The sequence below is a fragment of the Methylobacterium frigidaeris genome (genome assembly GCF_022179185.1).
GTDB classification, from domain to species: domain Bacteria; phylum Pseudomonadota; class Alphaproteobacteria; order Rhizobiales; family Beijerinckiaceae; genus Methylobacterium; species Methylobacterium frigidaeris.
In genome coordinates this window covers 1-20,875 of sequence record NZ_BPQJ01000001.1, presented here as the reverse complement: position 1 = coordinate 20,875, position 20,875 = coordinate 1, and the positions used below count along the sequence as shown (strand labels likewise).

Here is a 20,875-nt window from a genome sequence, read left to right as displayed (position 1 = left end):
GGGGCCGTGGGTGCCCCGCCCGTTTTCGCATGAGCGACACGATGCCGTTGGCGCTGCCGCCGCCCGATCCGCCCGCCCTGGTGCACCAAGTCGCCGCCACGCAGGTCGCGGCCGCACCCTGCGACGCGAGCCTCCGCGCGCGCCTGCTCGCGCCCCCAACGGCCGGCGACGACGAAGTCCCGCTCACCTGCTCCTTGCGCCTGTCGAAGGGCGACCGGGTGCTCAAGCACATCGTGATCGAGGGCGCGGCGGCCTCCGGCCTCACGCTCGATTGCGCCGGCGCCACCCTCGGCCGTCAGGGCGAGCCGGCGCATCTCGGCGCCTATACGATCGCGGTCCGCTCACGGCCCCCCGCCCGTCCGGGCGGCGAGTGGGATCGCCCATCCGGCATCCGCATCCGCGACTGCATGGTCTTCGGCCATGTCCGGATCTGGGGCATGGGCGAGAACGGTCAGGGCCCGATCCTGCGCGACTCGTCCCGCAGCCTCGGCCACACCGCGCGGGCGCAAGCCGCCGCGCCGACCGATGTGACGATCACCGGCACGACCATCGTCGCCGCCGGGCCGATCCCACTCTATCTCGGCCCCGGCGTCACGAAGGTTGCCGTGCGGGGCTCGCGACTGGCCGGCCGTTCGGTCTCGACGGCGCTCTACCTCGACGCCGAGAGCGCCGAGAACCGCATCGAGGACAACGACTTCGAGACCGAGACGGCGCGCGAGACCGTCGCCGTCGACGGGTCGGCGCGCAACCGCATCATCGGCAACCGCTTCACCTTGCGCGGCCAGGGCGGCGTGCGCCTCTACCGCAATTGCGGCGAGGGCGGCACGGTCCGCCATCAGACCCCCTCCGACAACGTGATTACCGGCAACACCTTCCGCACCAGCGGCTTCTTCCAGGCCGCGCCGATCGTGGTGAATTCCCGCAACGGCTGGCGGCTGACCTGCGGCGAGGATGCCGGCTACCCGTTCGGCAGCAGCATCGACAATGCCGATCACGGCACCGGCAACGTCGTGGCGCCCAACACCGTCGAGTGACGCTCAGGCCCGCGCGACCAGAACGAGAAGCGCCGCGAGGCTCACGATCGCGACCGGCATCTGGACCGGACGCAGGCGCGCGAAGAACAGGGGCGCCTCGCCGCGCCGGGCGGCGATCGGGTCCAGCACCGCGACGAGGCCGTAGCCGGCGATCAGGAACGCGGCGGACAGCCCCGCGCGGCCCAAGGCCACCGCCAGCAGGGCGCCGAAGCCGAGGACGAACAGCGCCAGCATCGTGGCGACCTGCGCGACCGTCGCGCCGCCCTCTGTGCGGAAGCTGACCCCGCGCCGCACGCCGGAGAAGAACAGCAGGATCGCGCAAGCCCACAGGAGCGTCACTGTCACGGCCGCCTGGCCGGGCTCGCCCCCCAGGGTCCAGGCCGCTGCCGCGCCGGCCACGAAGGGCAGCATCGGCCCGAAGCCCAGGGCGACGCTGAGCCACGGCACGGCCCGGGGTTCGTGGACGGTGAGGGTTCGCCCGGTCGCGTCGTCCTGCATCGTCGCACTCTCCTGCTCCGCCGCCCCCGATCGCGGCCGCCTCGAGACCCATCTCGAGGCCGTGCCGTGAAGTGCTGCCCGACCTGCCGCCTCGGCGAAGCGGCTACAGGTCGTCGTCGAAGGTCGCGGTCGGGATGCCGTCGCGATTGAGGCTGTTGTGGGTTCCGTAGCGGTTCACCGCGTTCCGGAACTGGCAGGACCGGCAGAGCGCGGGCGGATCGTTCGAGTTGATGCGCGTCCGCAGGCGGCGATAGCGTTCCCCGGTCCAGATCCCTTCCAGCGTGTCCTCGGTCAGGCTGCCGATCTTCGCCCCGGGCACGCAGCACGCCATCACGTCGCCGTTGGCAAGCACGGTCGCCGTGTCCCACGGCAGGAGGCAAGGCTGCGGGCTGCCGCGCCCGGGACGGTCGCGAAACTCCTCGCCGATATTGAGCCGCACGCCCAGGGTTGCGGCCAGGGCCAGCGCCTCGCGGCGCATGGCGTTGAAGCGCTCCGGCGCGTGGATGAGCGACTCCGCCTGCATCGGGGCGTGATACACTTCGAGGTGGCGGCAGCCGATCGAATCCACGCCGGCGCGCGCCGCCCGCTCGACGAAGAGCGGCAATTCGTGGATGTTCGACATCATCAGCGTGAAGCCGACGCTGATGGCCAGGGTGCGCTCCCGGCCATGCCGCGCGCGGGCGTCGACGAGCCGCGCCGCGGCATCGAAGATCGTGTCCAGGTGCGGCGCGCCGATCCGGATGGTCTGGTAGGTCTCGTCGGTCGCCGCATCGATCGAGATGCTGACCGCATCGACCTTGGATGCCATGATCTTGTCGATGCGCTCATCCGTCAGGTAGGCGCCGTTCGTATCGATGTGGACGGCGATGCCGAGTCCGGTCACGTAGTCGAGTTCGCCGGGCTTCTTGTGGTCCGCGAACAGCAGGTCGCCGCTGTAATCCGTGAACATCCAGCTGATCTTGCCGGCTGAGACCAGGCTCTTGATCTCGTCCTTGATCGCCGACGACATGCGGACGGCGCGCTTGCGTGAATGCCGCGAGATGCAGTGGGTGCAATTCATGTTGCAGGAGGTGAGGGGGCTGTACAGCAGCCCCGGCGGCGCGCTCGCACGGGGTTCGGGCGAGCCGAAGATCAGGTTGGCCTTCAATCCGTGAGACACGAACAAGCCGTCGCGCGTGTGCAATCCGCCATGGCCCGCGATCCGGTCCGCGCCGCGTGAGACGAAGATCGTCGGCGATTCATGGTCCCCGATCTCCGGCGAGGTGACTCTCAGGGCGAACAGGCGATCTTTTGAATCCGGAAAATTTTGGAAGTAGACATGATGATATTCGGCATCGATCAGGTCGCCGGGCAGGATCGTGCTGCTCGCGAGGGCGTCGGTTCCGAGGTCCGGCCAGGCGGGCGAGCCGAATTGCGCCTCGTCGATGGCGAAGAGTTCGACGACGAGTGGAATTTCCTGCGGCCGGCAATGGATCCCGAACTGGATCGAGATGCCGCTGAGATGATCCTGGGGGCACCGGATCAGCTGAACGATGCCGCCGACGCGATCGATGGGGCCGCAGATCCGATGGTCGTGGCTCTCGTCGATCGGCGGACGCAGGACGATCGGTTCCGCGCGCACCGGCTTCCGGAGCGCCGCCGGGACGACGATCCTGCGCATCCTCTCCGAGGCAAGGGCGACGAACGATCGACCGGCATGCCCCATCATCGCGCCCTCCTCGCTGGGTCGCTGAAGTCTGTCGGGTAGTATGAGCCCGCGCTTGCGAGCGTCACAAGCCGGACACCGGCGTGTCAGGGCGCATCATGCGTCCCGGTGGCCCAGGAGACACAACTCGGCGGCGACGGGCGTCGCCACCGGGACGAGAGCGCGACACCTGTGGGGTCGTTCGCGATCCGCCTGTTCCGGCCACCTCTCCCGCTCTATGCTGTCCGAAAAATCGGGAGGACGAGATGGTTCGGAACGCGAAACGCGCTCTGTCTTGGTCGATGGCGGCCGTGCTCTGGGCGGGCGCGTCGCTCGCCGCGGACGGGCCGCCGGTGCAGGAGGGCTTCTCGACCGAGCGCCTGGCGCGCATCGCGCCGGCGATGAGCCGGGAGATCGAGAAGGGTACGGTGCCCGGTGCGGTGACGCTGATCGCCCGCAACGGCCGGATCGTCCATTTCGAGGCGCACGGCTTCCTCGATTCCGCGAAGACGAAGCCGATGACCCGCGACGCGGTGTTCCGCGGCTTCTCGATGACGAAGCCGTTCACGGCCGTCGCGGCGATCGCGCTGATGGAGCAGGGCCGGCTCGGCCTGCGCGATCCGCTCGCGCAGTACTTCCCCGAATTCAAGGACATGAAGGTCTATGCGGAGCTGCGCGACGAGCGTGGGCGCACGAGCCGCGTCACTGTTCCGGCCAGGCGCCCGATCCTGGTCTGGGACCTGTTTCGCCACACCGCGGGCTTCACCTACGGGGGCTCCGCGCCCTTCCCGGAGATGAAGGAGGCCTACGAGAAGGCCGACATCGAGAGCCTGAACGGCGACCTCTCGAACGACGAGTTCGTCAAGCGGCTCGCCGCGATCCCGCTCGCCTACGAGCCGGGCACGCGCTGGGAATACTCGGTCGCCACCGACGTCCTGGGCCTCGTCGTCGAGAAGGTGGCGGGCAAGCGCCTCGACATCGTCCTCGACGAGATCCTCTTCAAGCCCCTGCGCATGACGCAGACGAGCTTCCAGCTCCGGCCCGACCAGGCCGCCCGATTCGCCGACGCCTACGATGCCGATCCGCTCAAGGCCGATCTCTGGAAGCTCGCGCGCAGCGAGCAGGATCCGGGCAAGCGCTACGTCCATGGCGGGGCCGGCGCGGTCATCACGGCGGAGGATTACTTCCGCTTCGCCCAGATGGTGGCGAATGGCGGCGAGCTGGACGGCGTGCGCGTCCTGTCGCGCGAATCGGTCGAGTTCATGCTGTCGAACCACATCCAGGGGCTCGAGGGCGCACCGACCCCGACCACGGGGCCGGGTTACGGCTTCGGCCTCGGCTGGGGCGTGCGTCTCGACGAGGGCGGGGCCTGGATCCCCGGCTCGAAGGGCGACGCGATGTGGGCCGGCGCCGGCGGCACCAGCTTCACGGTCGACCGCAAGGAGGGGATCGTCGGCATCTTCCTGTCGGCCGGTCCCAGCACGCGCCAGCACACCCGCTTCCTGTTCAAGAACCTGCTCTACGGCGCGCTGGTCCAGTAGCGCCCTCATGCGGCGGGGGCGATGCGGTAGTGGATCGGCTTGAAGCTGCCGTTGTTCGATTGCAGGGCCGAGCACGCGGTCAGGCCGATGACGAGATCGATCTCGGCCTCGAAGGTGATGTGGTCGCCGGCCCGGCTGAGGGGCGGGGCGACGTGGAACGCGCCGGTGGCCCCGTCCACCGGCACGTTCATGAAGCAGTTGAACGCGACCGGGATGCGGTCGGGCGCGATGCCGTAGGGCGCGAGCGCCGCTGCGAGATTGCCGAAGCAGCCGCGATGCGGGTGCGCGTCGCCGTAGATGATGCGGAACGTGTCCGCCGAGCAGGGCGTCAGCAGGAAATCGTGCCGCCCCACAGTATCCTCGACGATCCGCAGCAGCACGTTCGACCGGTTCGAGTAGAGCGGGTCGCCCGTGGTCAGGTAGATCCGGCTCGCATAGTCGAGGGTGCGCCCGGAGGAGAGGACCTCGTCCGTGTCGTGGCGGTTGAAGGCGAGGAGGTCCGCCACCTGCTCGCCGCACGGGTCGATGACGGTCAGGCGCTCGCCCCGGCCAAGGGTGAAGGCGACGCCGGAGCGCGGGGCGATCTCGTGACGGCCGTCAGCGCCCATCGGTCCCTCCAGCCGTCCGGGTCCCTGCGGCCTGCTGGTCGGTCCGCGGCCGGAACGGGCAGCGCCAGCCCTCGTCGACGGCCCGGCCGCTGTACTGGCGCGCCTCCGAGACCTCGCCGTGCCGCGCCAGCATTGGGTTGGCCGAGCCGGAGAGCGCCACGTCCCGCTGCACGATCGAGGCGCGCAGCCGCTCGTAGCGGCCCGCCTCGCGTAAGCTCTCGAACTGCCGGTGGGGGTTGAAGACCAGGGCGGGCGAGGAGAAGCGCCGCGCCGGCCGGCTGGCTCCGGGATGCAGCCCGACGACGAAGAAGGCCTCGCCCCCGAAGCTCAGCGAGAAGTGCGGGTTGTCCGGGTCGGGTGCCACCCGCTCGTCCCAAGCGTGGCCGAGCCAGGCATCCTTGTCGGCGAGGGATTGGAGCCGCTCCCACAGGTGCCGCTCGAACGCCGCCTCGCTCAAGGTGCACGGATCCTCGAACACGACCGCGAGGCTCTGGAAGGTGTCGGGCCGCGCCCGGTAACGCGCCGCGAAGGCGAGCAGGGCCGGGTAGATCCGCATGTCGTCCCAGGCCGAGGTCACCGACCGGGCGACGAGGACGCGCATCCGGCCCCGGGACAGGGCCGCCTTGGCGCCGACGCACGGGAAGCCGGTCTCGCGGATGAAAGCCCGGAAGGCCGCGGCCCGCGGGTGGTCCCGGTCGTCGCGGGGGAGGGGCATGGGACCCGGGCACGCCAGCAAAGGGACGATGCGGGGCAGCGATGCCGGCCTGCCGAAGGTCCGCACAGATGATAATGTGCCTTGCTCACTCACAGCCATTGGACTCCACAGAAGACATGGTCTCCATCGTCATCGATGCGGTTGGGGGGCAGATCGATCGGAGCGGATAAGAGGAACGGGATCGGTAGAACGGATCTCTCGGTCCTGCCCATCCCGCCGCACGCGTCAGGCGCTGCGCAGGAGGTGCAGGCTGAACACGCCGAGTTCATCCAGCCACAGGGCTTCCGGAATCCAGCCGCTGCGTCGGGCGATGTCCTGGAAGGCCTCGGGCGCGTACTTGTAGGAATTGTCGGTGTGGATGCTCTCGCCGGCCGCGAAGCGGAAGGTCTCGCCGTCCAGCCGGCAGGCGGTGTCCCGCACAGCCACGAGGTGGGCCTCGACCCGGAACGGCTCGGGCAGCACCCGCGCCTCGTGCCGGAAGGCGTCGAGGTCGAAGGTGGCGCCGAGTTCCCGGTTCGCTCGCGCCAGCAGGTTCAGGTGAAGCGCCGCCATCAGCCCGTCGGCGCCGCCATAGGCCCGCAGCAACCGGTCCTCGTCGCGGGTCGGGTCGACGCCGATCAGGAACCAGCTCGTCCCGAGGGTGGCGCGGACCCGCTCCATGAAGGCGACCGCCTGCGTGGTGGAGAAGTTGCTGATGCTGGTGCCGGGAAAGAAGCCGAGCACCGGCCCGCCCGAGAGATCGATCGGCAGCGCGATCGGCTGCGAGTAATCGGCGTGGACCGGGATCATCTCGACCTCGGGATAGTCAGGGGCGAGCCGGTCGACGGCCTCCTTGAGGAAGTCCCACGAGATGTCGAGTGCCACGTAGCGGGCGGGCCGCACCAGCGCGTCGAGGAGGGTGCGGATCTTGCGGCTCGCGCCGCTGCCATACTCGACCACCGTGGCGCCGGGGCCGATCCGGGCCGCGACCTCCGCCGCCACGCCGGGCAGGAGCGTCATCTCGCGGCCGGTCGGGTAATAGTCACGCGTGCTGCAGATCCGGTCGAAGAGCGTCGAGCCCTCGACGTCCCACAGGTACTTGCCCGGCAGCGCCCGGGGCCGGGCCGAGAGGCCGGCGCGGGCGTCGCGCAGAAAGGCGGCCGCCTCTTGCGTCGCTGGACCTTGCGTCTCGGTGTTCGCCGTCGTCGGCATGCTCGACTCCCGCATCAGATCGGCCGCGTCGCCGTCAGGACCGCGAGGGCGATGCGGTCCGCCTCGGCATAGGCTGGACCGTCGAGCTCCTCGCCGTAGACGTCCGGATCGACCTCGTCGTAGTCCCAATCCAGGCCGGCATCGGCGCACAGCTCGCACGCGGCGGTCCGAAACCCGTCCCGGCCCCCGACGATGGCCGTCCCGGTGAACAGGACCAGGGAACCGCCCGGGGCGAGCCGGCGCGTCGCCGCCTCGACCACCGCGAGGGACAACCCCGACCCGTGCACGCCGCCCCCGTCCCGGTAGGCGCGCCCAGCGGCATCGACCATGAAGGGCGGGTTCGAGACGATCAGGTCGAACGCGCCCTCGACCTGCCCGAGGAGGTCGCTGCGCTGCGGCACAGCCGTGGCGACGCCCGCCGCCCGCGCGTTGAGGCCGGCCGCATGAAGCGCCGCCTCGTTGATGTCGACGAGGGCGATCGCGGCCTCGGGCGCCTGCTTGGCGATCACGATCCCGGCAGCGCCGGAGCCGCAGCCGATATCGACCACGTGGCGCAAGGGCGCGGCGCGGGTCCTCAGGTGAGCGGCGACCGCACGGACGAAGCGCATCGTATCAGGGCCGAAGAACACCGAATCGGCCGCCAGCGGCGGAAAGGCCGAGTGCAGGAAGAGCTCGCCGTCGAGGCTCGACAGGCGCAGGGTCGGGCGCCACAGCGCGCCATCGGGCACGGCCGCGCCGGCGGCCTGCATGAGGTCGAACAGCTCACGCGGCACCACGTCGGGCCGGAAGGGCCGGCTCCAGCCGAGGATGTCGCGCAGGTCGCGCGCCTCGGCGCTGCCGGGCCGCCGGTTCACCCGCTCGTGCGTGGCCGGCGTCACGGTGGTGAAGGCGTAGCCCGTCGCGCGGACCGCATCGACCAGGGCCAGGAGCGCCGCATCCCTCTCGGGGGTCGGGGCCAGGAACGGGTTCCGCGGCGTCATGGGTGCGGCGATGCCTCGATGATGGTGGCCGGTGGAGGCGGCGCCACTCCGAGCCGATCGGGATGGCCACGATGGTCGCGCGCGAGGGCGCTCCCTCCGGCCTGTGGCCTGCATCGACACCTCACCCGGACGACCTCCCTGCTCGAACCGCCCAATATACTCATGCGCAGTATATTGGGCGGTTGGACCAGCAACGTTCGATGACGACATCGGTTCACGGACGGCGATGCGGAATGCGCGGTCGCGCGGGATAGGGGCCGCCCGCCGTCAGCCCCAGACTCGCTCCCCTTGCGGCGAGATCCCGGCCTCCCTGGCGGGTGCCGCGGCCGAGGGCTGCCCGGACGATCCGGCCGGCTCGGCCTCGGCCGGCCGCGCATCGGCGGGCTGGGTGATCAGGCGGGAGCGGCGCCCGAACGTCGCGTAGTCCCAGATCCAGCTGAAGGCGACCGCGATGCGGTTGCGCAGCCCGATCAGGAAATAGACGTGGGCCACGCCCCAGAATGCCCATCCGGAGAAGCCCGTGAGGGTGAGGCGGCGCAGCCGGACCACCGCCTCCTTCCGGCCGATCGTCGCGAGATCCCCGTGATGGCGGTAGCGGAACGGCCCCGGCGCGGGCCGCCCGGCGGCGCGGGCCGCGACGAGCGTGCCGGCATAGCGGCCCATCTGCTTGGCGGCCGGCGCGATCCCGGGCACCGGCTTGCCGCTCGCATCCGCGACGGCGGCGGTGTCGCCGACCACGACGATCTCGGGCAGGCCCGGCACGGTGAGATCGGGCCCCACCTTGACCCGTCCTGCCCGGTCGCGCTCCGCCCCGAGCCAGTCGGCGGCGGCGGAGGCCGCGACGCCGGCCGCCCACACGACGGCCCCCGCCCCGATCGACTGCTCCCCAATCGTCACGGCGCCCGGTCCGATGGCGGTCACCGCCGTGCCGGTGACGACCTCGACGCCGCGTCGCTCGAGGGCGCGCCTGGCATAGGTGCTCACGGATTCCGGGAAGGCCGCGAGCAGGCGCGGCCCGGCCTCGACGAGGAGCACGCGCGTCTGTGCCGGATCGACGGTGCGGAAATCGCGCGGCAGCGCGTCGCGCGCCATGTCGGCGATGGCGCCGGCCATCTCGACCCCGGTCGGACCGCCGCCGACGACCACGAAGGTGGTGAGCGCCGCGCGGCGGGCGGCATCCTCCTCCAATTCGGCGTGCTCGAAGGCGAGCAGGATCCGGCGGCGGATCTCGGTCGCGTCCTCGATCCGCTTCAGGCCCGGGGCGTGCGGCGCCCAGTCGTCATGGCCGAAATAGGCGTGGGTGGCCCCGGTGGCGACGATGAGCTGGTCGTAGGGAAACGCGCCGCTGCCGGTGAGCACCACGCGCCGCCCGGTATCGATTCCCTCGACATTGGCCATCAGCACGCGGACGTTGCGCTGGCCCGACAGAACCCCGCGGATCGGCCAGGCGATGTCGGCCGGCGTCAGGGCGGCCGTCGCGACCTGGTAGAGCAGGGGCTGAAAGCAGTGGTGGTTCTGGCGATCGAGGAGCGTGACCGCGACCGGCGCCTGCGCGAGGGCCTTCGCGGCCTCCAGGCCGGCGAAACCTCCTCCGATGATGACGACGCGCCAAGTCTCCGTCTTGGAGCGAGTATCCGCCTTGGAGCAAGTCTCCGCCTTCAAGAAGGTATCCGCCATGGAGCAGGTCCAATGGATCGTTCCGATCCGACGGCCGGCAACGAGCGCTGTCTAGCCGGGTTCCGGTCCGATCGCGCGCATGGCGCAAGCTTTCGTCGTGGCGATCAACATACGGCAAGTGTCGGTTCGCGATCACGATCGATCGGACGACAACCGGTCGACGCCGTCGGTTGGATCGACAGCCTCGCCCGGCCCCTGCACGAGTCTGGATGGGCCGATCGGCCTGCGATGCCGACGAGGCTCCCCCGCGCCGTCAGGCGGCACGCCGGTCGGCGTAGAGGCGGCAATGCTGCAGGTAGCCGACCTCGTGGCGGCCGGCGAGCTCGACCACGCTCGACCACAGCCAGGACGGCGCTTGCGCGTCGCAGCCCCGGGTGACCTCCGCCCGCCACTCGGCGCGGACCGCCTCGTCCATCTGCCGGCCATGGGCCCGGCCGACCACGTAGGCCAGGTAATGGGCGGCCCGCACCGCTTCCTCGCGGGTGAACTGGTCGATGTCGAGCTTGAGGTCTTGCGGGGCGAGTTCCCGCATCACCACCGGCTTGCCGAGGAGATGCACCGGCCGCATGCGCTCGCCGAGATTCGGCGAGAGCGCTCGCGCCCCGGCGACGACGCGCTCGGCGGCATCCTCCGGCATCCGGGCGTCAGGGGCAGGGGGGGCGGCGGGCGCGACCGCCTCCTTGAGGTCGATCAGGGCCAGTCGGCTCTTGCCCAGGCCCTTGCCCGGCCCCTTGCCCTCCCTGTCCTCGATCCGCACCAGGGCGGCGTAGCGCAGGAAGCCGAGCGAGCTGCAGCCCTTCATCCAGTAGGCCGCATCCACCAGGCGAAGGTCCGCCTCCGCGGCGCGCCCGTGGAGGGCGAGCACGAGACGGCGCACCGCCTCCTCCCCGAACAGGTCGTGCAGGGCGTCGCGCTCCGCCGCGTCGAGCGCCCAGAACTTGCGGCCGAGCGGGATCCGGGGCTCGACGTCCTTCAGGCGCTCGCGGGCGAGATGCTTCCAGTGCCGGCCGAGGGCGCGGCGCCGCACGGTGCGCACCACCTCCGGCTCGGGCGGGGTCTCGTCGGTACCCTGTCCTCCCTGCCCTTGTCCTCCCAGACCTTGCGCGTAGCCGCGGATCATTTCCTCCAGCATCCGGGCCGTGACCACGCCGGGCAGGTCCGAGCCGCGCGCCGCGCTCGCCAGCGACAGGCCGAGGCGCACGAGATCGTGGGTCGGGTTGCCGATCACCGTCTGGTCGAGGTCGCGGATCTGGATCTCGACCCGCCCCTCGGCATCGGCGAGTGGCCCGAGATTGCCGAGATGGCAATCGCCGCAGATCCAGACCGGGGGGCCCTCCGGCAGGGTGCCACGGGCAAGACCCTCGAGCCACTCGTAGAATTTCAGGGTGTTGCCGCGCACGTAGGCGTGCGCCGATCGCGCCATCTTCAGGGTGCGCTGACGTTCCAGGATCGCCGCACGGTCCGTCGGGCCGAAGCTTCGGGTCTCGGGCATTCCACCACCTACGCGAGCACGGCCGACACGCTACCTTGGCCGCCCCCGTCAACGCACGAGAACGGGTTGGCAACGCGCGTCGTTTCGTCTCCGGTGTGGATGATGGGGAGCGTTCAAACGTGACGGATGGGGATCGCCGTGCGAAGGGTCTTCGTGGACCAGGCCGGGGCGCGGCCTGCCGGTCCTTGCGGCCGATGCCCCGTCCCTTGAACAGGATGGGATCACCGCAGGAACGCGTCGAGGGCGGCCTGAATATCGCGAGGATCGCGATCCAGGCCGCTCGCCAGGATGGTGCAGGGTTCCAGGCTGACCACCGGCGACGTTCACCGGCGCTGCGCCCGCTCGAAGATCGCCACGAAGGCGGACGTGTCGATGAACATCGACGGGTTCACGGATCGTCGCGATCCGCGTCGGCGACCGGCCGGGGACTGGGTCCTGTCTTCGCCAGGGTGCAGCGTCGAGAGTGCCGGGCGCGCGCGTGATCGCGTCGCGGATCGCCCGCCCAGCAGCAAGCAGGGCCACAGGCCGGGTGGTTCCGTCAGGCGCTCGGGAAGCAGCCGTTCGTCCGTCGGGCGGAGCCGCAGGCCACGCTCACGCGCCCTGCACCTCGTCACCCGGCCAGGCCAGCGCGGCATACTGCGTCCGCAACTCGCGCTTGAGGAGCTTGCCGGCGGTGTTGCGGGGCAGGTCCTCCTGAAACAGGATGCGTTTAGGCACCTTGAACGGTGCCAGCCCGGTGCGGCAATGGGCAATCAGCTCCTCGGCCCCGGCACTCGCGCCGGGGCGCAAGACCACGACCGCGGTCACGGCCTCGATCCATTTCGGGTGCGGCAGGGCGATCACCGCCACCTCCGAGACGCTCGCGTGGGTGAACAGCACTTCCTCGACCTCGCGGCTGGCCACGATGGTGCCCCCGGTCTTGATCACGTCCTTCACCCGGTCGACCACCGTGATGTAGCCGGCCTCGTCCATGATCCCGACATCGCCCGAGTGGAACCAGCCGCCGCGGAAGGCCTCGGCCGTTTCCTCCGGCTTGTCCCAGTAGCCGGCCATCAGCTGGGGCGAGCGGTGGACGATCTCGCCCCGCTCGCCCGGAGCCACGTCGCGCATGTCGTCGTCGACGATCCGGGTCTCGACGTTGAAGACCGGGCGGCCGCAGGAGGCCGGGCGGGCATCGTGCTCCTCGGGGCGCAGCACGGTGGCGAGCGGCGCGATCTCGCTCTGGCCGTAGCAATTGTAGGGCTGCGCGCCGGGCAGGCGGGCGCGCAGCTCCTCGAGCACCGGCACCGGCATGATCGAGGCGCCGTAATAGACGTGGCGCAGGCTCGTCAGGTCCCGCCGCGCGAAGTCGGGTGAGCGCAGGAGGCTGATCCACACCGTCGGGGGCGCGAAGAACGACGTGAGGCGGTGTTCCTCGATCAGGCGCAGGCAGGTCTCCGGCACGGGCGCCTCGATCAGCACCGTCTCGGCCCCGGCGAGCAGCTGGGGCATGGTGAAGGCATGCATCTGCGCGGTGTGGTAGAGCGGGAGGGCGGCGAGCGCCCGGTCGCCGGGGCCGAAATCGAGGGCGGTGACGCAGCTCAGATATTCGGCGATCAGCCCGCGGCTCGTCATCATGGCGCCCTTCGGCGCCGCCGTGGTGCCGGAGGTGTAGAGGAGTTGCACCACGTCCTCGTCGGCGACCGGCACATCGACCGGATCCAGGTCGCCCTCCGCCAGGGCGAGCCGCAGCACGTCGAGGCCGGCTCCGCCGAAGAGCGTGCCGAACCAAAGTCCCGTTCCCTCGTCCAGCGCCTCCCGGGCATTCCCCGCCAGCGCCGGATCGACGATCAGCGCCCGGGCGCCCGATTGCTCGACGATGTAGCGCAACTCGCGCCCGGTGAGCGCGTAGTTGACCGGGACGTGGATGATCCCGGCGCGGGCGCAGGCGAGCCACAGGATCAGGTAGGCGTCCGAGTTGCGCCCGAGCGCGCCGAGCCGGTCGCCGCGGGTCAGGCCCGCCTCCAGCAGGCCCCGGGCGACCCGGTCGACGGCGCGGTCGAGGGCGGCAAAGCTCCAGCGGCGATCGGCGAACGACAAGGCGTTGCGGTCGCGATAGCGCCGCGCCGTGCGGCGCAGGGCATCGGAGACCGTGTCGCGCCGGGCGCGCGCGGCCTCGGGTCCGGCGAAGGTGCCGTCGCGTTCCATGGTCGTCTCTCCCGCGTGTCTTGGTTGTTTGTCCCCCTTTGTCTCAGGGCGGCGGGAACAAGTCACGAGGATCTCGTCGCCGGGCGGCAGCCGGGGACCCGCGTGGCGTCGGGCCCTCGCCGGCATGGCCGGCGAGGGCCCGGACCGACCGGATGGCGGAAGGCATGCAGGCCGAGGCGGCGGTGCAGGGCATCGCGGTCGACGAGGCCCAGGCCCGGGCGGAGGCCGGTATCCCGCTCGGGTGCATGGCCGAGCCGGAGGAGATCGCCGCGGCGGTCGTCTTCCCCGCTTCCGCGAAGGCGAGCTACGTCACGGGCGTGACGCTCACCATGGACGGAGCGAAGGTGGCCGTGGCCGTGTGATCCCGCAATGCGGTTCGCGCTGCATCGCGCCCGGCCACGCGACACGGACGGAGGTGGTTCGGCGCAGCCTGCCTGGAAGGCCCGACACTCTCGCGGACGACCAGCGCCGCCTCGACGTCGCGGCGGAGGCCCAGGACGTCCATCTTGCGGCCTGGAGACCCGGTTGGGACGATCGGGCGTTCCGGAGCCGGCGGCGCGAGGTCTTCGGGCCACGCCGGCCCGCCGGGCATCGGCGGCGTCCGGCGCGCCGTTCAGCTCGGCTCAAGTCCGCGACCGCATGTCAGCCGAGCTTGCCGGCCGCGGTCTCGAGAAGGCCCATTGCCTCGTCGCCGAACTTCTTGCGCCATTCGGCGTAGAAGCCGCTCTTGCGCAATTCTTCCTTGAAGGGCGCGGTATCGACGTCGTTGAAGGCGAGGCCCTTGCCCACCAGCTCCTCGCGCAAGGAGGCGTTGAGCCGCGCCACGTCCTTGCGCTCCTCCAGGCAGGCGGCGTTGACGTTGCGGGCAAACACGTCCTTGAGGTCGGGCGGCAACTGGTTCCAGGCGCGGCGGTTGATCAGGAACCACCAGCCGTCCCACATGTGGTTCGTCACCGAGCAATATTTCTGCACCTCGTAAATCTTGGCGGTGTTGATGATGACCGGCGGGTTCTCCTGCCCGTCGACCACCTTGGTCTGCAGCGAGGAATACACCTCCGCGAAGTTGAGGCTGGTCGGCGCGGCGCCGAGCGACCTGAACAGCGAGGTCCATAGCGCGCTCACCGGCACCCGGATCTTGAGTCCCTGGAGATCCTTCGGTTCCCGGATCGGCCGGACGCTGTTGGTGATCTGGCGGAAACCGTTATCCCAGATCTTCTCCATCACGACGAAGCCGGCCTTCTCGATCTGACCGCGCAGGTGCTGGCCGAGCGGCCCGTCCATGCCGCGCCAGACCGCGTCGTAATCCGGGAAGGCGAAGCCGAGGCCGTAGATCGACGAGGTCGGGATGATCGTCGAGAGCACGTTGACGCCCGAGAGGGCGAAGCATTCAAGCGCGCCGGAGCGCAACTGCGAGAGCATGTCGCTCTGGCCGCCGAGCTGGTTGTTGGAGAAGATCTGGAGCTCCACACGCCCGTCGGTCTGCGCACGGATGGCGTCCGCGGCCTTTCGGGCATGGACGTTGATCGGGTGAGTGTCGGGCACGTCGGTGCCGAGCTTGAACACGAATTCGGCCGCGCGGGCGCGGCGCAGCGGAAAGGCCGAACCGATCAGGCCGGCGCTGAGCGAGCCGGCGACCAGGGCGCGGCGCGAGAGGGGGGCGCTCGACATCGTTCCTCCTGAGGATCTTTTGTGGTTGGCGGCCGGGGCCGCAGGGCAGGCGTTTTCTTGGTTCTGCTGTCTTCGGAGGTCAGTCACCGCCCGGATTTCGGCCTTCATCGTCATTCCGGGACCGCGCAGCGGAGCCTGGAACGACATGGCGGATGGCATCGACCGTTGAGCAGTCCGATCGGGGTTTACAACGCGATGATCGGCTTGATCTCCTCGAAGTTCTTCATCCGGGTCAGCGCCGTGTCGACCTCGTCGAGGCTGTAGCGGTTGGTCACCATCTTGTGGAACGGCACCTCGTGTTGGTGCTTCGCCACGAATTGCAGCGCCTTCCAGTAGGCCTTGGCCTGGCCGGAGAACGAGCCGAGCACCCGCAGGTTCTTCGCGACGATGGTCGAAGGCGCGATCGTCGTGGTGCCCTGGCCGAGCTGGCCGACGACGACGTAGGCCGCGCCGCGGCGGGCGAGGTCGAGGCCCTCGCCGAAGGCAGACGGGTGACCGGTGAACTCCATCACGACGTCGGCGCCGCGCCCGTCGGTGAGGGCCCGGACCCGGTCGAGGCGTTCCGCGTGGCTCGTCGTCTCGATCGAGATCACCTCGTCGGCGCCGAACTCCCGGGCGAGCGCCAGCCGCGCTTCCGGCGCGCCGAGCGTGACGACCCGGCTCGCGCCCGAGATCTTGGCGACCGCCGTGGCGAGCAGCCCGAGGGGACCCGCGCCCTGGACCACCACCGTGTCGGTCGGGTCGACGCGCCCGAGGACGTCGAACGCGTTCATCACCGAGCGGAAGGCGCAGCTCGCCATGCTGGCAAGCTCGTTCGGCACGGAATCGGGCACCTTCACCCGCCCGGAATCGGGCAGCACGTAGCCGTATTCCGAGAAGCCGCCGAGCAGGTAGGGCGCCACGTCCATCCGCTCGTACATGTACTTGCGGCTGTACTGGCACAGGGTCGGCTCGCGGGCGACGGTGCAGAAGTAGCAGCGCCCGCAGGCCGTATGGGTCCAGGTGATGCGGTCGCCGACCCGGAGCGGCTGGCCGACCGAATCCCGTTCCGTCCCGGCCCCCATGGCGACGATCCGGCCGACCATCTCGTGGCCGATGATCACCGGCAGGTCGACCTTGAGGGCGAGCGAGCCCTGCCAGAGATGGACGTCGGTGCCGCAGATCGAGCAGGTCTCGATCTTCGTGAGGATCGTGCCGGGCTCCAGCTCCTGCGGGACCGGCACCTCCTCGATGCAGACCGGAGCCTTGAACTCCCGCACCACGGCGGCGCGGCTCACTGTCGGAAAGCGCATCATTGACGATCTCCTGGCCGGTCTCCTGGCTGCCCCTCGGGTGCCATCGCGAGCACGCGGCGCGCGAGCTTCAGATGGGCGATGTCGATCATCCGCCCGTCGAGAACGGCGACGCCCGCGCCGCTCCCCTCGAGCAGCCGCACCACCTCCCGTGCCCAGGCGACGCGCTCGGGCGGCGGCGTGAATGCGGCCGTCACCGCCTCCAGCTGGCCCGGATGGATGCAGAGCTTGCCGGAGAAGCCGTCCGCCGCGGCGGCCTCGGTCTCGGCCTGAAGGCCGGCGGGGTCGCGGGGATCGGGGAACGGCGTGTCGACCGCCGCGACGCCGGCCGCGGCCGCCGCGATCAGCAGCCGGTCGCGGGCGGCGGCGACCGGCGCCGCGAGGCGGCCGTCGGGCCGGCGCGGGCTGATGCCGAGATCGGCCGACAGGTCCTCGGCTCCGAAGCAGAGGGCGCGCAGGCGCGGCGACACGCCGGCATAGTTCATGTCCCTGAGGGATTCCGCCGTCTCGGTGGCGAGCAGCAGCACCCCGACGGAGCCGGCCGGCACGCCGCCGGCGGCCTCCAGCACGTCGATCTGCCCGGACAGCATCAGCAAATCGGCGGGCGACGTGCATTTCGGCAGCAGGATCGCGGCGGGCCGCGCTGCGACGAGGGCGGCGAGGTCGTCGAGGTACCAGGCGGTGCCGCGGGGGTTGATCCGCACAATGAGGTCGCCTGGCCGGGCGCGGACAGCCGCCGCGGCCTCGTCCCGCGCGGCCGCCTTGGCGGCGGGCGCGACGCTGTCCTCGAGATCGAGGATGACGCCGTCGGCGCCCGATCCGATCGCCTTCTCGACCTTGCGGGGCGCGTCGGCCGGGGCGAAGAGCAGGGAGCGCAGCCTCATCTCACGATCTCCGCCTGGTCGAGCTCGGCAGCGATGGCGGTCTCGTCCTGACCCAGCGACGGGGCGAGGCGCCGAATCCGGCCGGGCGTTCGCGACAGGCGAGGGAAGGGCGCATGCATCGGCACCGCGCCATGCTCCGGATCCTCGACCTCGACGAGGACGCCGCGGCCCTTCACGTGCGGATCCTCCGCGAAGCCTGCCGGGTCGTAGACCGGGCCGACCGTGACCTCCGCGTGCTCGAAATAGGCGAGGTTGTCGGCGAGGTCGCGCTCGGCGATGAAGCCGCCGACGATGGCGTCGACCTCGTCGACGTTGTCGAGCCGGGCGGAGTTGGTGGAGAAGCGTGGATCGGCGATCATCTCGGCCCGGCCGATGGCGGAGAACAGCCGGGCGGCCATGGCCTGCGTCGAGGCCGAGAGCGCCAGCCACTCGCCGTCCCGGGTGCGGTAGACGTTGCGCGGGGCGGTGATGCTGACGCGGTTACCGATGCGCGAGGGTACGCGCCCGGTCAGCCGGTGGATCGCGGCGTCGGGCCCGAGGGTGGCGTGCAGCGGTTCCAGCAGCGACAGGTCGACCACCTGCCCGGCGCCCTCCGGCCCTTCCGCCACCCGCAGGGCCGCCAGCGTAGCGAAGGCCCCCGACAGGCCCGCCACCATGTCGGCGAGCGCGAGGTTCGGCAGGGCCGGGGGCTTGTCGGCGAAACCGTTCTTGGCGGCGAACCCGCTCATCGCCTCGATGAGCGAGCCGAAGCCCGGGCGCTGGGCGTAGGGCCCGGTCTGCCCGAATCCGCTGACCCGGACGATCACCAGCTTCGGATTGAGCCCGAGCAACACCTCGGGCGAGAAGCCCGCCGCCTCCATCACGCCGGGCCGGAACCCCTCGATCAGCACCTGGGCGGTCGGCACCAGCCGACGCAAGGCGGCCTTGCCCTCGCGCTCGCGCAGGTCGAGCCGGATCGAGCGCTTGTTGCGGCCATAGACCTTCCACCAGGCCGGAATGCCGTTCTCCTGCCAGTGCCGGAGCGGATCGCCCCGCTCGGGCTCGAGCTTGATCACGTCGGCGCCGAAATCGGCGAGCTGCAGGCTCAGCATGTTGCCGGCGACGAGGCGCGAGAGGTCGAGCACCCGGATCCCGGCGAGCGGACCCTCGGAGGCGGGAGACGGACTCACCGGCGTCTCCGTCCGGTAACGGCGTCGCGCCCATGGCGCATGCTGCGGGCCATCCGTGCCTCCCTCACGACTCTTGCTTGAGGAGTATCCTGTTCGATGGAGCGGTGAGGATCGAGACGGATTTTCCGGGGTGGCTATCGGAAAATCCTATGGCGGGAGATCCGACGGATCGGCCAGGACCGCGTTGCCCCAGGCGCCGCTCTCGACCAGGCGGCGCATCTCGGCCACCATCAGGTCGGCCACCAGGGCGGCGGGGCCGGCCAGCGGCTGGTCGGCGGCGTAGCACAGGCCGAGGGGGCGGGTGATGGTCGGCTCGACGATGCGGATCATCGCCGGGCGCGCCGCCTCGTCGAGCCCCGAAAGCCCCGAGATCGGCAGGATGGCGGCGGCGAGACCCGAGGCCGCGATCCGGCGCATGGTCGGCAGGCTGTCGACATCGGCGATCACGGTGAGGGACAAGCCCTCGCGGGCGAAGGCCGCCTCCACCATCGTGCGCAGGGTGTGAGTCGGGCTCGGCATCACCAGCGGCAGGCTCGCGACCTCCCGCATGGTGATGGTGGCGGGATCGGCCGTGCCCGCCTTGGTCACGAGGAAGAGTTCCTCACGCAGGATCGGCTGCACGGTAAGCCCCGGGCCGGATCGGTCGCGGTAGAGGATGGCGAGTTCGAGCCTGCGCTGGGCGATCAGCTCGTGCAGGTAGCCCGACAGGCTCTCGAACAGTTCCGGCCGAATGCCCGGATAATCCCGCAGGATCGTGCTCAGCAGCGGATGCGCCAGGATGGTGGCGACGCTGGTCGGCAGGCCGATCGCCACCCGCCCGATGACGGGCCCCGGCCCGGTGAGATCCGCTACCGCGCCGTCCACCTGTCGCAGGATCGTCCGGGCGTGACGGTAGAAGCGCTGGCCCGCCTCGGTCGGTCGCACGCCCCGAGCGGTCCGGGTGAGAAGTTCGTTCCGGAGAGTGGCTTCGAGCTGGGCGATCTGCTGGCTCAGGGCGGGCTGCGCCACGTTGAGATGCGCTGCCGCCCGCGACAGGCTGCCCCAGTCCACCGCGGCGACGAAGAAGCGGATCTGCTTCAAGGTAGGGGGGGACATGGCGGTGATCCGCTCGTTCTTCTTGACCGATGCCAGTCTGCAGATTGTGTTGTGATCCCGAGCGGGAAATCAATGGAATTTCCAGGGCCATGGCGATCGTCCGACCTCTCACGGTCGCGGCGGGAAACGCTTTTCGTCCCATCCCTTGACGCCGGGCGATTCGACTCCTCCGACTCGGCGAGGGCGCCGCCGCGACGATGATCGGCCGCGCCGACCGCGAAGGAACGCCTCATGACCCCCGAACAGAAGCTCGCCGAGCTCGGCCTGACCCTTCCCGAGGTGCCGGTGCCGGTCGCCAATTACGTGCCGTTCCGTGTCGTCGGCGACTTGCTCTACCTCTCCGGCCAGGGACCGAAGCGACCGGACGGCACCTACCGCCCCGGCCGGCTCGGCCGCGACACGACGATCGAGGAGGGCTACGCCGACGCGCAGCTCGCGGGGCTCCAGCTCCTCGCCGTGGCCAAGGCGGCCCTCGGCGACCTGTCGCGCGTCAAGGCGGTGGTGAAACTCCTCGGTATGGTCAATGCCGAGCCCGACTTCGCCGACCATCCGAAGGTCATCAACGGCTGCTCGGACCTCCTGGTGAACGTGCTGGGTGATGCTGGTCGCCACGCCCGCTCGGCGGTCGGCATGGGCTCGCTACCCAACCGTATGACGGTCGAGGTCGAGGCGATCCTGCAGATCGAGCCCTGACAGGAATGGCTCGTCATGCCGTGATGAACACCACTGCCACAGGTTAAAGGGCATTCAACGCGACAAAGCCCGCCAGGCGTGAAGCCTGGCGGGCTTTGTCGTGAGTGTCGTGATGAGGGAACGTTGACGTGCTTGGCAGGTCTGGCGGTGACCGACTCTCCCGTGTCTTGAGACACAGTACCATGGGCGCTGGGGCGGTTAACGGCCGAGTTCGAGATGGGATCGGGTTTTCGATCACCCCGCTCTGACCACCAGACCGGCCAAGCACGTCCGTTCGGCAAGCATTCTGTGGTGGGCTTCGTCAGCCCGTCTTCATCGTGTGTGTGGTGTTGGCGTGATCCGGACACGGATCATGAGAGCGATCAAGCCGATCGAGCGATTAGTACTGGTCAGCTCAGCGCGTTGCCGCACTTGCACATCCAGCCTATCCACGTGGTCGTCTTCCACGGCTCTCGAGGGAGTTCTCG

The 20,875-nt window shown here is 70.4% G+C and carries 18 protein-coding genes and 2 rRNA genes; 4 read left to right on the top strand and 16 right to left on the bottom strand.

Going from position 1 to position 20,875, the window contains the following annotated elements:
• The first annotated feature begins 41 nt into the window (after positions 1-41).
• Positions 42-1,034 (top strand): right-handed parallel beta-helix repeat-containing protein, encoded by a 993-nt coding sequence (locus MFF64_RS00100; protein WP_133123557.1) that lies wholly within the window; start codon positions 42-44, stop codon positions 1,032-1,034.
• A 3-nt stretch (positions 1,035-1,037) separates the two neighbouring features.
• Here MFF64_RS00100 and MFF64_RS00095 read toward each other — a convergent pair whose 3' ends face one another.
• Complete coding sequence (locus MFF64_RS00095) at positions 1,038-1,532, bottom strand: DUF3429 domain-containing protein (protein WP_099904240.1); 495 nt, start codon at positions 1,530-1,532, stop codon at positions 1,038-1,040.
• 103 nt (positions 1,533-1,635) lie between these two features.
• Positions 1,636-3,240 (bottom strand): radical SAM/SPASM domain-containing protein, encoded by a 1,605-nt coding sequence (locus MFF64_RS00090; RefSeq protein ID WP_238189034.1) that lies wholly within the window; start codon positions 3,238-3,240, stop codon positions 1,636-1,638.
• Positions 3,241-3,482: 242 nt separating this feature from the next.
• Here MFF64_RS00090 and MFF64_RS00085 point away from each other — a divergent pair, with 242 nt between their 5' ends.
• Positions 3,483-4,757, top strand: a complete 1,275-nt coding sequence (locus MFF64_RS00085) for a serine hydrolase domain-containing protein (protein WP_238189032.1) — start codon at positions 3,483-3,485, stop codon at positions 4,755-4,757.
• A 5-nt stretch (positions 4,758-4,762) separates the two neighbouring features.
• On the opposite strand, the gene MFF64_RS00080 is transcribed toward MFF64_RS00085, so the two are convergent.
• The 7 genes from MFF64_RS00080 to MFF64_RS00050 all read right to left on the bottom strand — a co-directional run bounded on the left by MFF64_RS00080 (position 4,763) and on the right by MFF64_RS00050 (position 13,607).
• Positions 4,763-5,365 carry a DUF1989 domain-containing protein gene (locus tag MFF64_RS00080; RefSeq protein WP_238189029.1) on the bottom strand — a complete coding sequence of 201 codons (603 nt, stop codon included), beginning with the start codon at positions 5,363-5,365 and terminating at the stop codon, positions 4,763-4,765.
• Positions 5,355-6,080, bottom strand: coding sequence for a guanitoxin biosynthesis heme-dependent pre-guanitoxin N-hydroxylase GntA (gene gntA, locus MFF64_RS00075; RefSeq protein WP_238189028.1), 726 nt, complete (start codon positions 6,078-6,080; stop codon positions 5,355-5,357). Before gntA ends, MFF64_RS00080 begins: the two co-directional genes overlap by 11 nt.
• A 225-nt stretch (positions 6,081-6,305) precedes the next feature.
• A complete protein-coding gene (gene egtD / locus MFF64_RS00070) occupies positions 6,306-7,271 on the bottom strand; it encodes an L-histidine N(alpha)-methyltransferase (RefSeq protein ID WP_238189025.1) in 966 nt (321 codons plus the stop codon).
• A 14-nt stretch (positions 7,272-7,285) separates the two neighbouring features.
• Positions 7,286-8,251 (bottom strand): N5-glutamine methyltransferase family protein, encoded by a 966-nt coding sequence (locus MFF64_RS00065; protein WP_238189023.1) that lies wholly within the window; start codon positions 8,249-8,251, stop codon positions 7,286-7,288.
• Positions 8,252-8,518: 267 nt separating this feature from the next.
• Positions 8,519-9,928 (bottom strand): NAD(P)/FAD-dependent oxidoreductase, encoded by a 1,410-nt coding sequence (locus MFF64_RS00060; protein WP_238189021.1) that lies wholly within the window; start codon positions 9,926-9,928, stop codon positions 8,519-8,521.
• Between the two features lie 253 nt (positions 9,929-10,181).
• A complete protein-coding gene (locus MFF64_RS00055) occupies positions 10,182-11,420 on the bottom strand; it encodes a DUF2252 family protein (RefSeq protein WP_099906780.1) in 1,239 nt (412 codons plus the stop codon).
• A 591-nt stretch (positions 11,421-12,011) separates the two neighbouring features.
• Entirely contained in the window at positions 12,012-13,607 is a 1,596-nt protein-coding gene (locus MFF64_RS00050; RefSeq protein WP_099906778.1) for an acyl-CoA synthetase, read from the bottom strand.
• Positions 13,608-13,759: 152 nt separating this feature from the next.
• Between MFF64_RS00050 and MFF64_RS00045 the strand changes: the two genes are divergently transcribed.
• On the top strand, positions 13,760-13,969 hold the full coding sequence (locus MFF64_RS00045) for an SDR family oxidoreductase (protein ID WP_099906776.1): 210 nt from the start codon (positions 13,760-13,762) through the stop codon (positions 13,967-13,969).
• 280 nt (positions 13,970-14,249) lie between these two features.
• Here the strand turns inward: MFF64_RS00045 and MFF64_RS00040 are convergent, their stop codons facing one another.
• The 5 genes from MFF64_RS00040 to MFF64_RS00020 all read right to left on the bottom strand — a co-directional run bounded on the left by MFF64_RS00040 (position 14,250) and on the right by MFF64_RS00020 (position 19,715).
• A complete protein-coding gene (locus tag MFF64_RS00040) occupies positions 14,250-15,275 on the bottom strand; it encodes a TRAP transporter substrate-binding protein (RefSeq protein WP_099906774.1) in 1,026 nt (341 codons plus the stop codon).
• A 185-nt stretch (positions 15,276-15,460) separates the two neighbouring features.
• On the bottom strand, positions 15,461-16,570 hold the full coding sequence (locus MFF64_RS00035; RefSeq protein ID WP_099906772.1) for a zinc-binding dehydrogenase: 1,110 nt from the start codon (positions 16,568-16,570) through the stop codon (positions 15,461-15,463).
• Positions 16,567-17,451, bottom strand: a complete 885-nt coding sequence (locus MFF64_RS00030; protein WP_238189018.1) for an HpcH/HpaI aldolase/citrate lyase family protein — start codon at positions 17,449-17,451, stop codon at positions 16,567-16,569. Before MFF64_RS00030 ends, MFF64_RS00035 begins: the two co-directional genes overlap by 4 nt.
• Positions 17,448-18,620, bottom strand: coding sequence for a CaiB/BaiF CoA transferase family protein (locus tag MFF64_RS00025; protein WP_238189015.1), 1,173 nt, complete (start codon positions 18,618-18,620; stop codon positions 17,448-17,450). Before MFF64_RS00025 ends, MFF64_RS00030 begins: the two co-directional genes overlap by 4 nt.
• Positions 18,621-18,767: 147 nt before the next feature.
• Positions 18,768-19,715, bottom strand: coding sequence for a LysR substrate-binding domain-containing protein (locus tag MFF64_RS00020; RefSeq protein WP_099902744.1), 948 nt, complete (start codon positions 19,713-19,715; stop codon positions 18,768-18,770).
• A 231-nt stretch (positions 19,716-19,946) separates the two neighbouring features.
• On the opposite strand from MFF64_RS00020, the gene MFF64_RS00015 reads away from it, so the two are divergent.
• Positions 19,947-20,408 (top strand): RidA family protein, encoded by a 462-nt coding sequence (locus MFF64_RS00015; protein WP_099902742.1) that lies wholly within the window; start codon positions 19,947-19,949, stop codon positions 20,406-20,408.
• 139 nt (positions 20,409-20,547) lie between these two features.
• On the opposite strand, the gene rrf is transcribed toward MFF64_RS00015, so the two are convergent.
• Positions 20,548-20,664, bottom strand: a 5S ribosomal RNA gene (gene rrf, locus MFF64_RS00010).
• 102 nt (positions 20,665-20,766) lie between these two features.
• Positions 20,767-20,875: ribosomal RNA gene (locus tag MFF64_RS00005) — 23S ribosomal RNA — on the bottom strand; the annotation flags it as partial.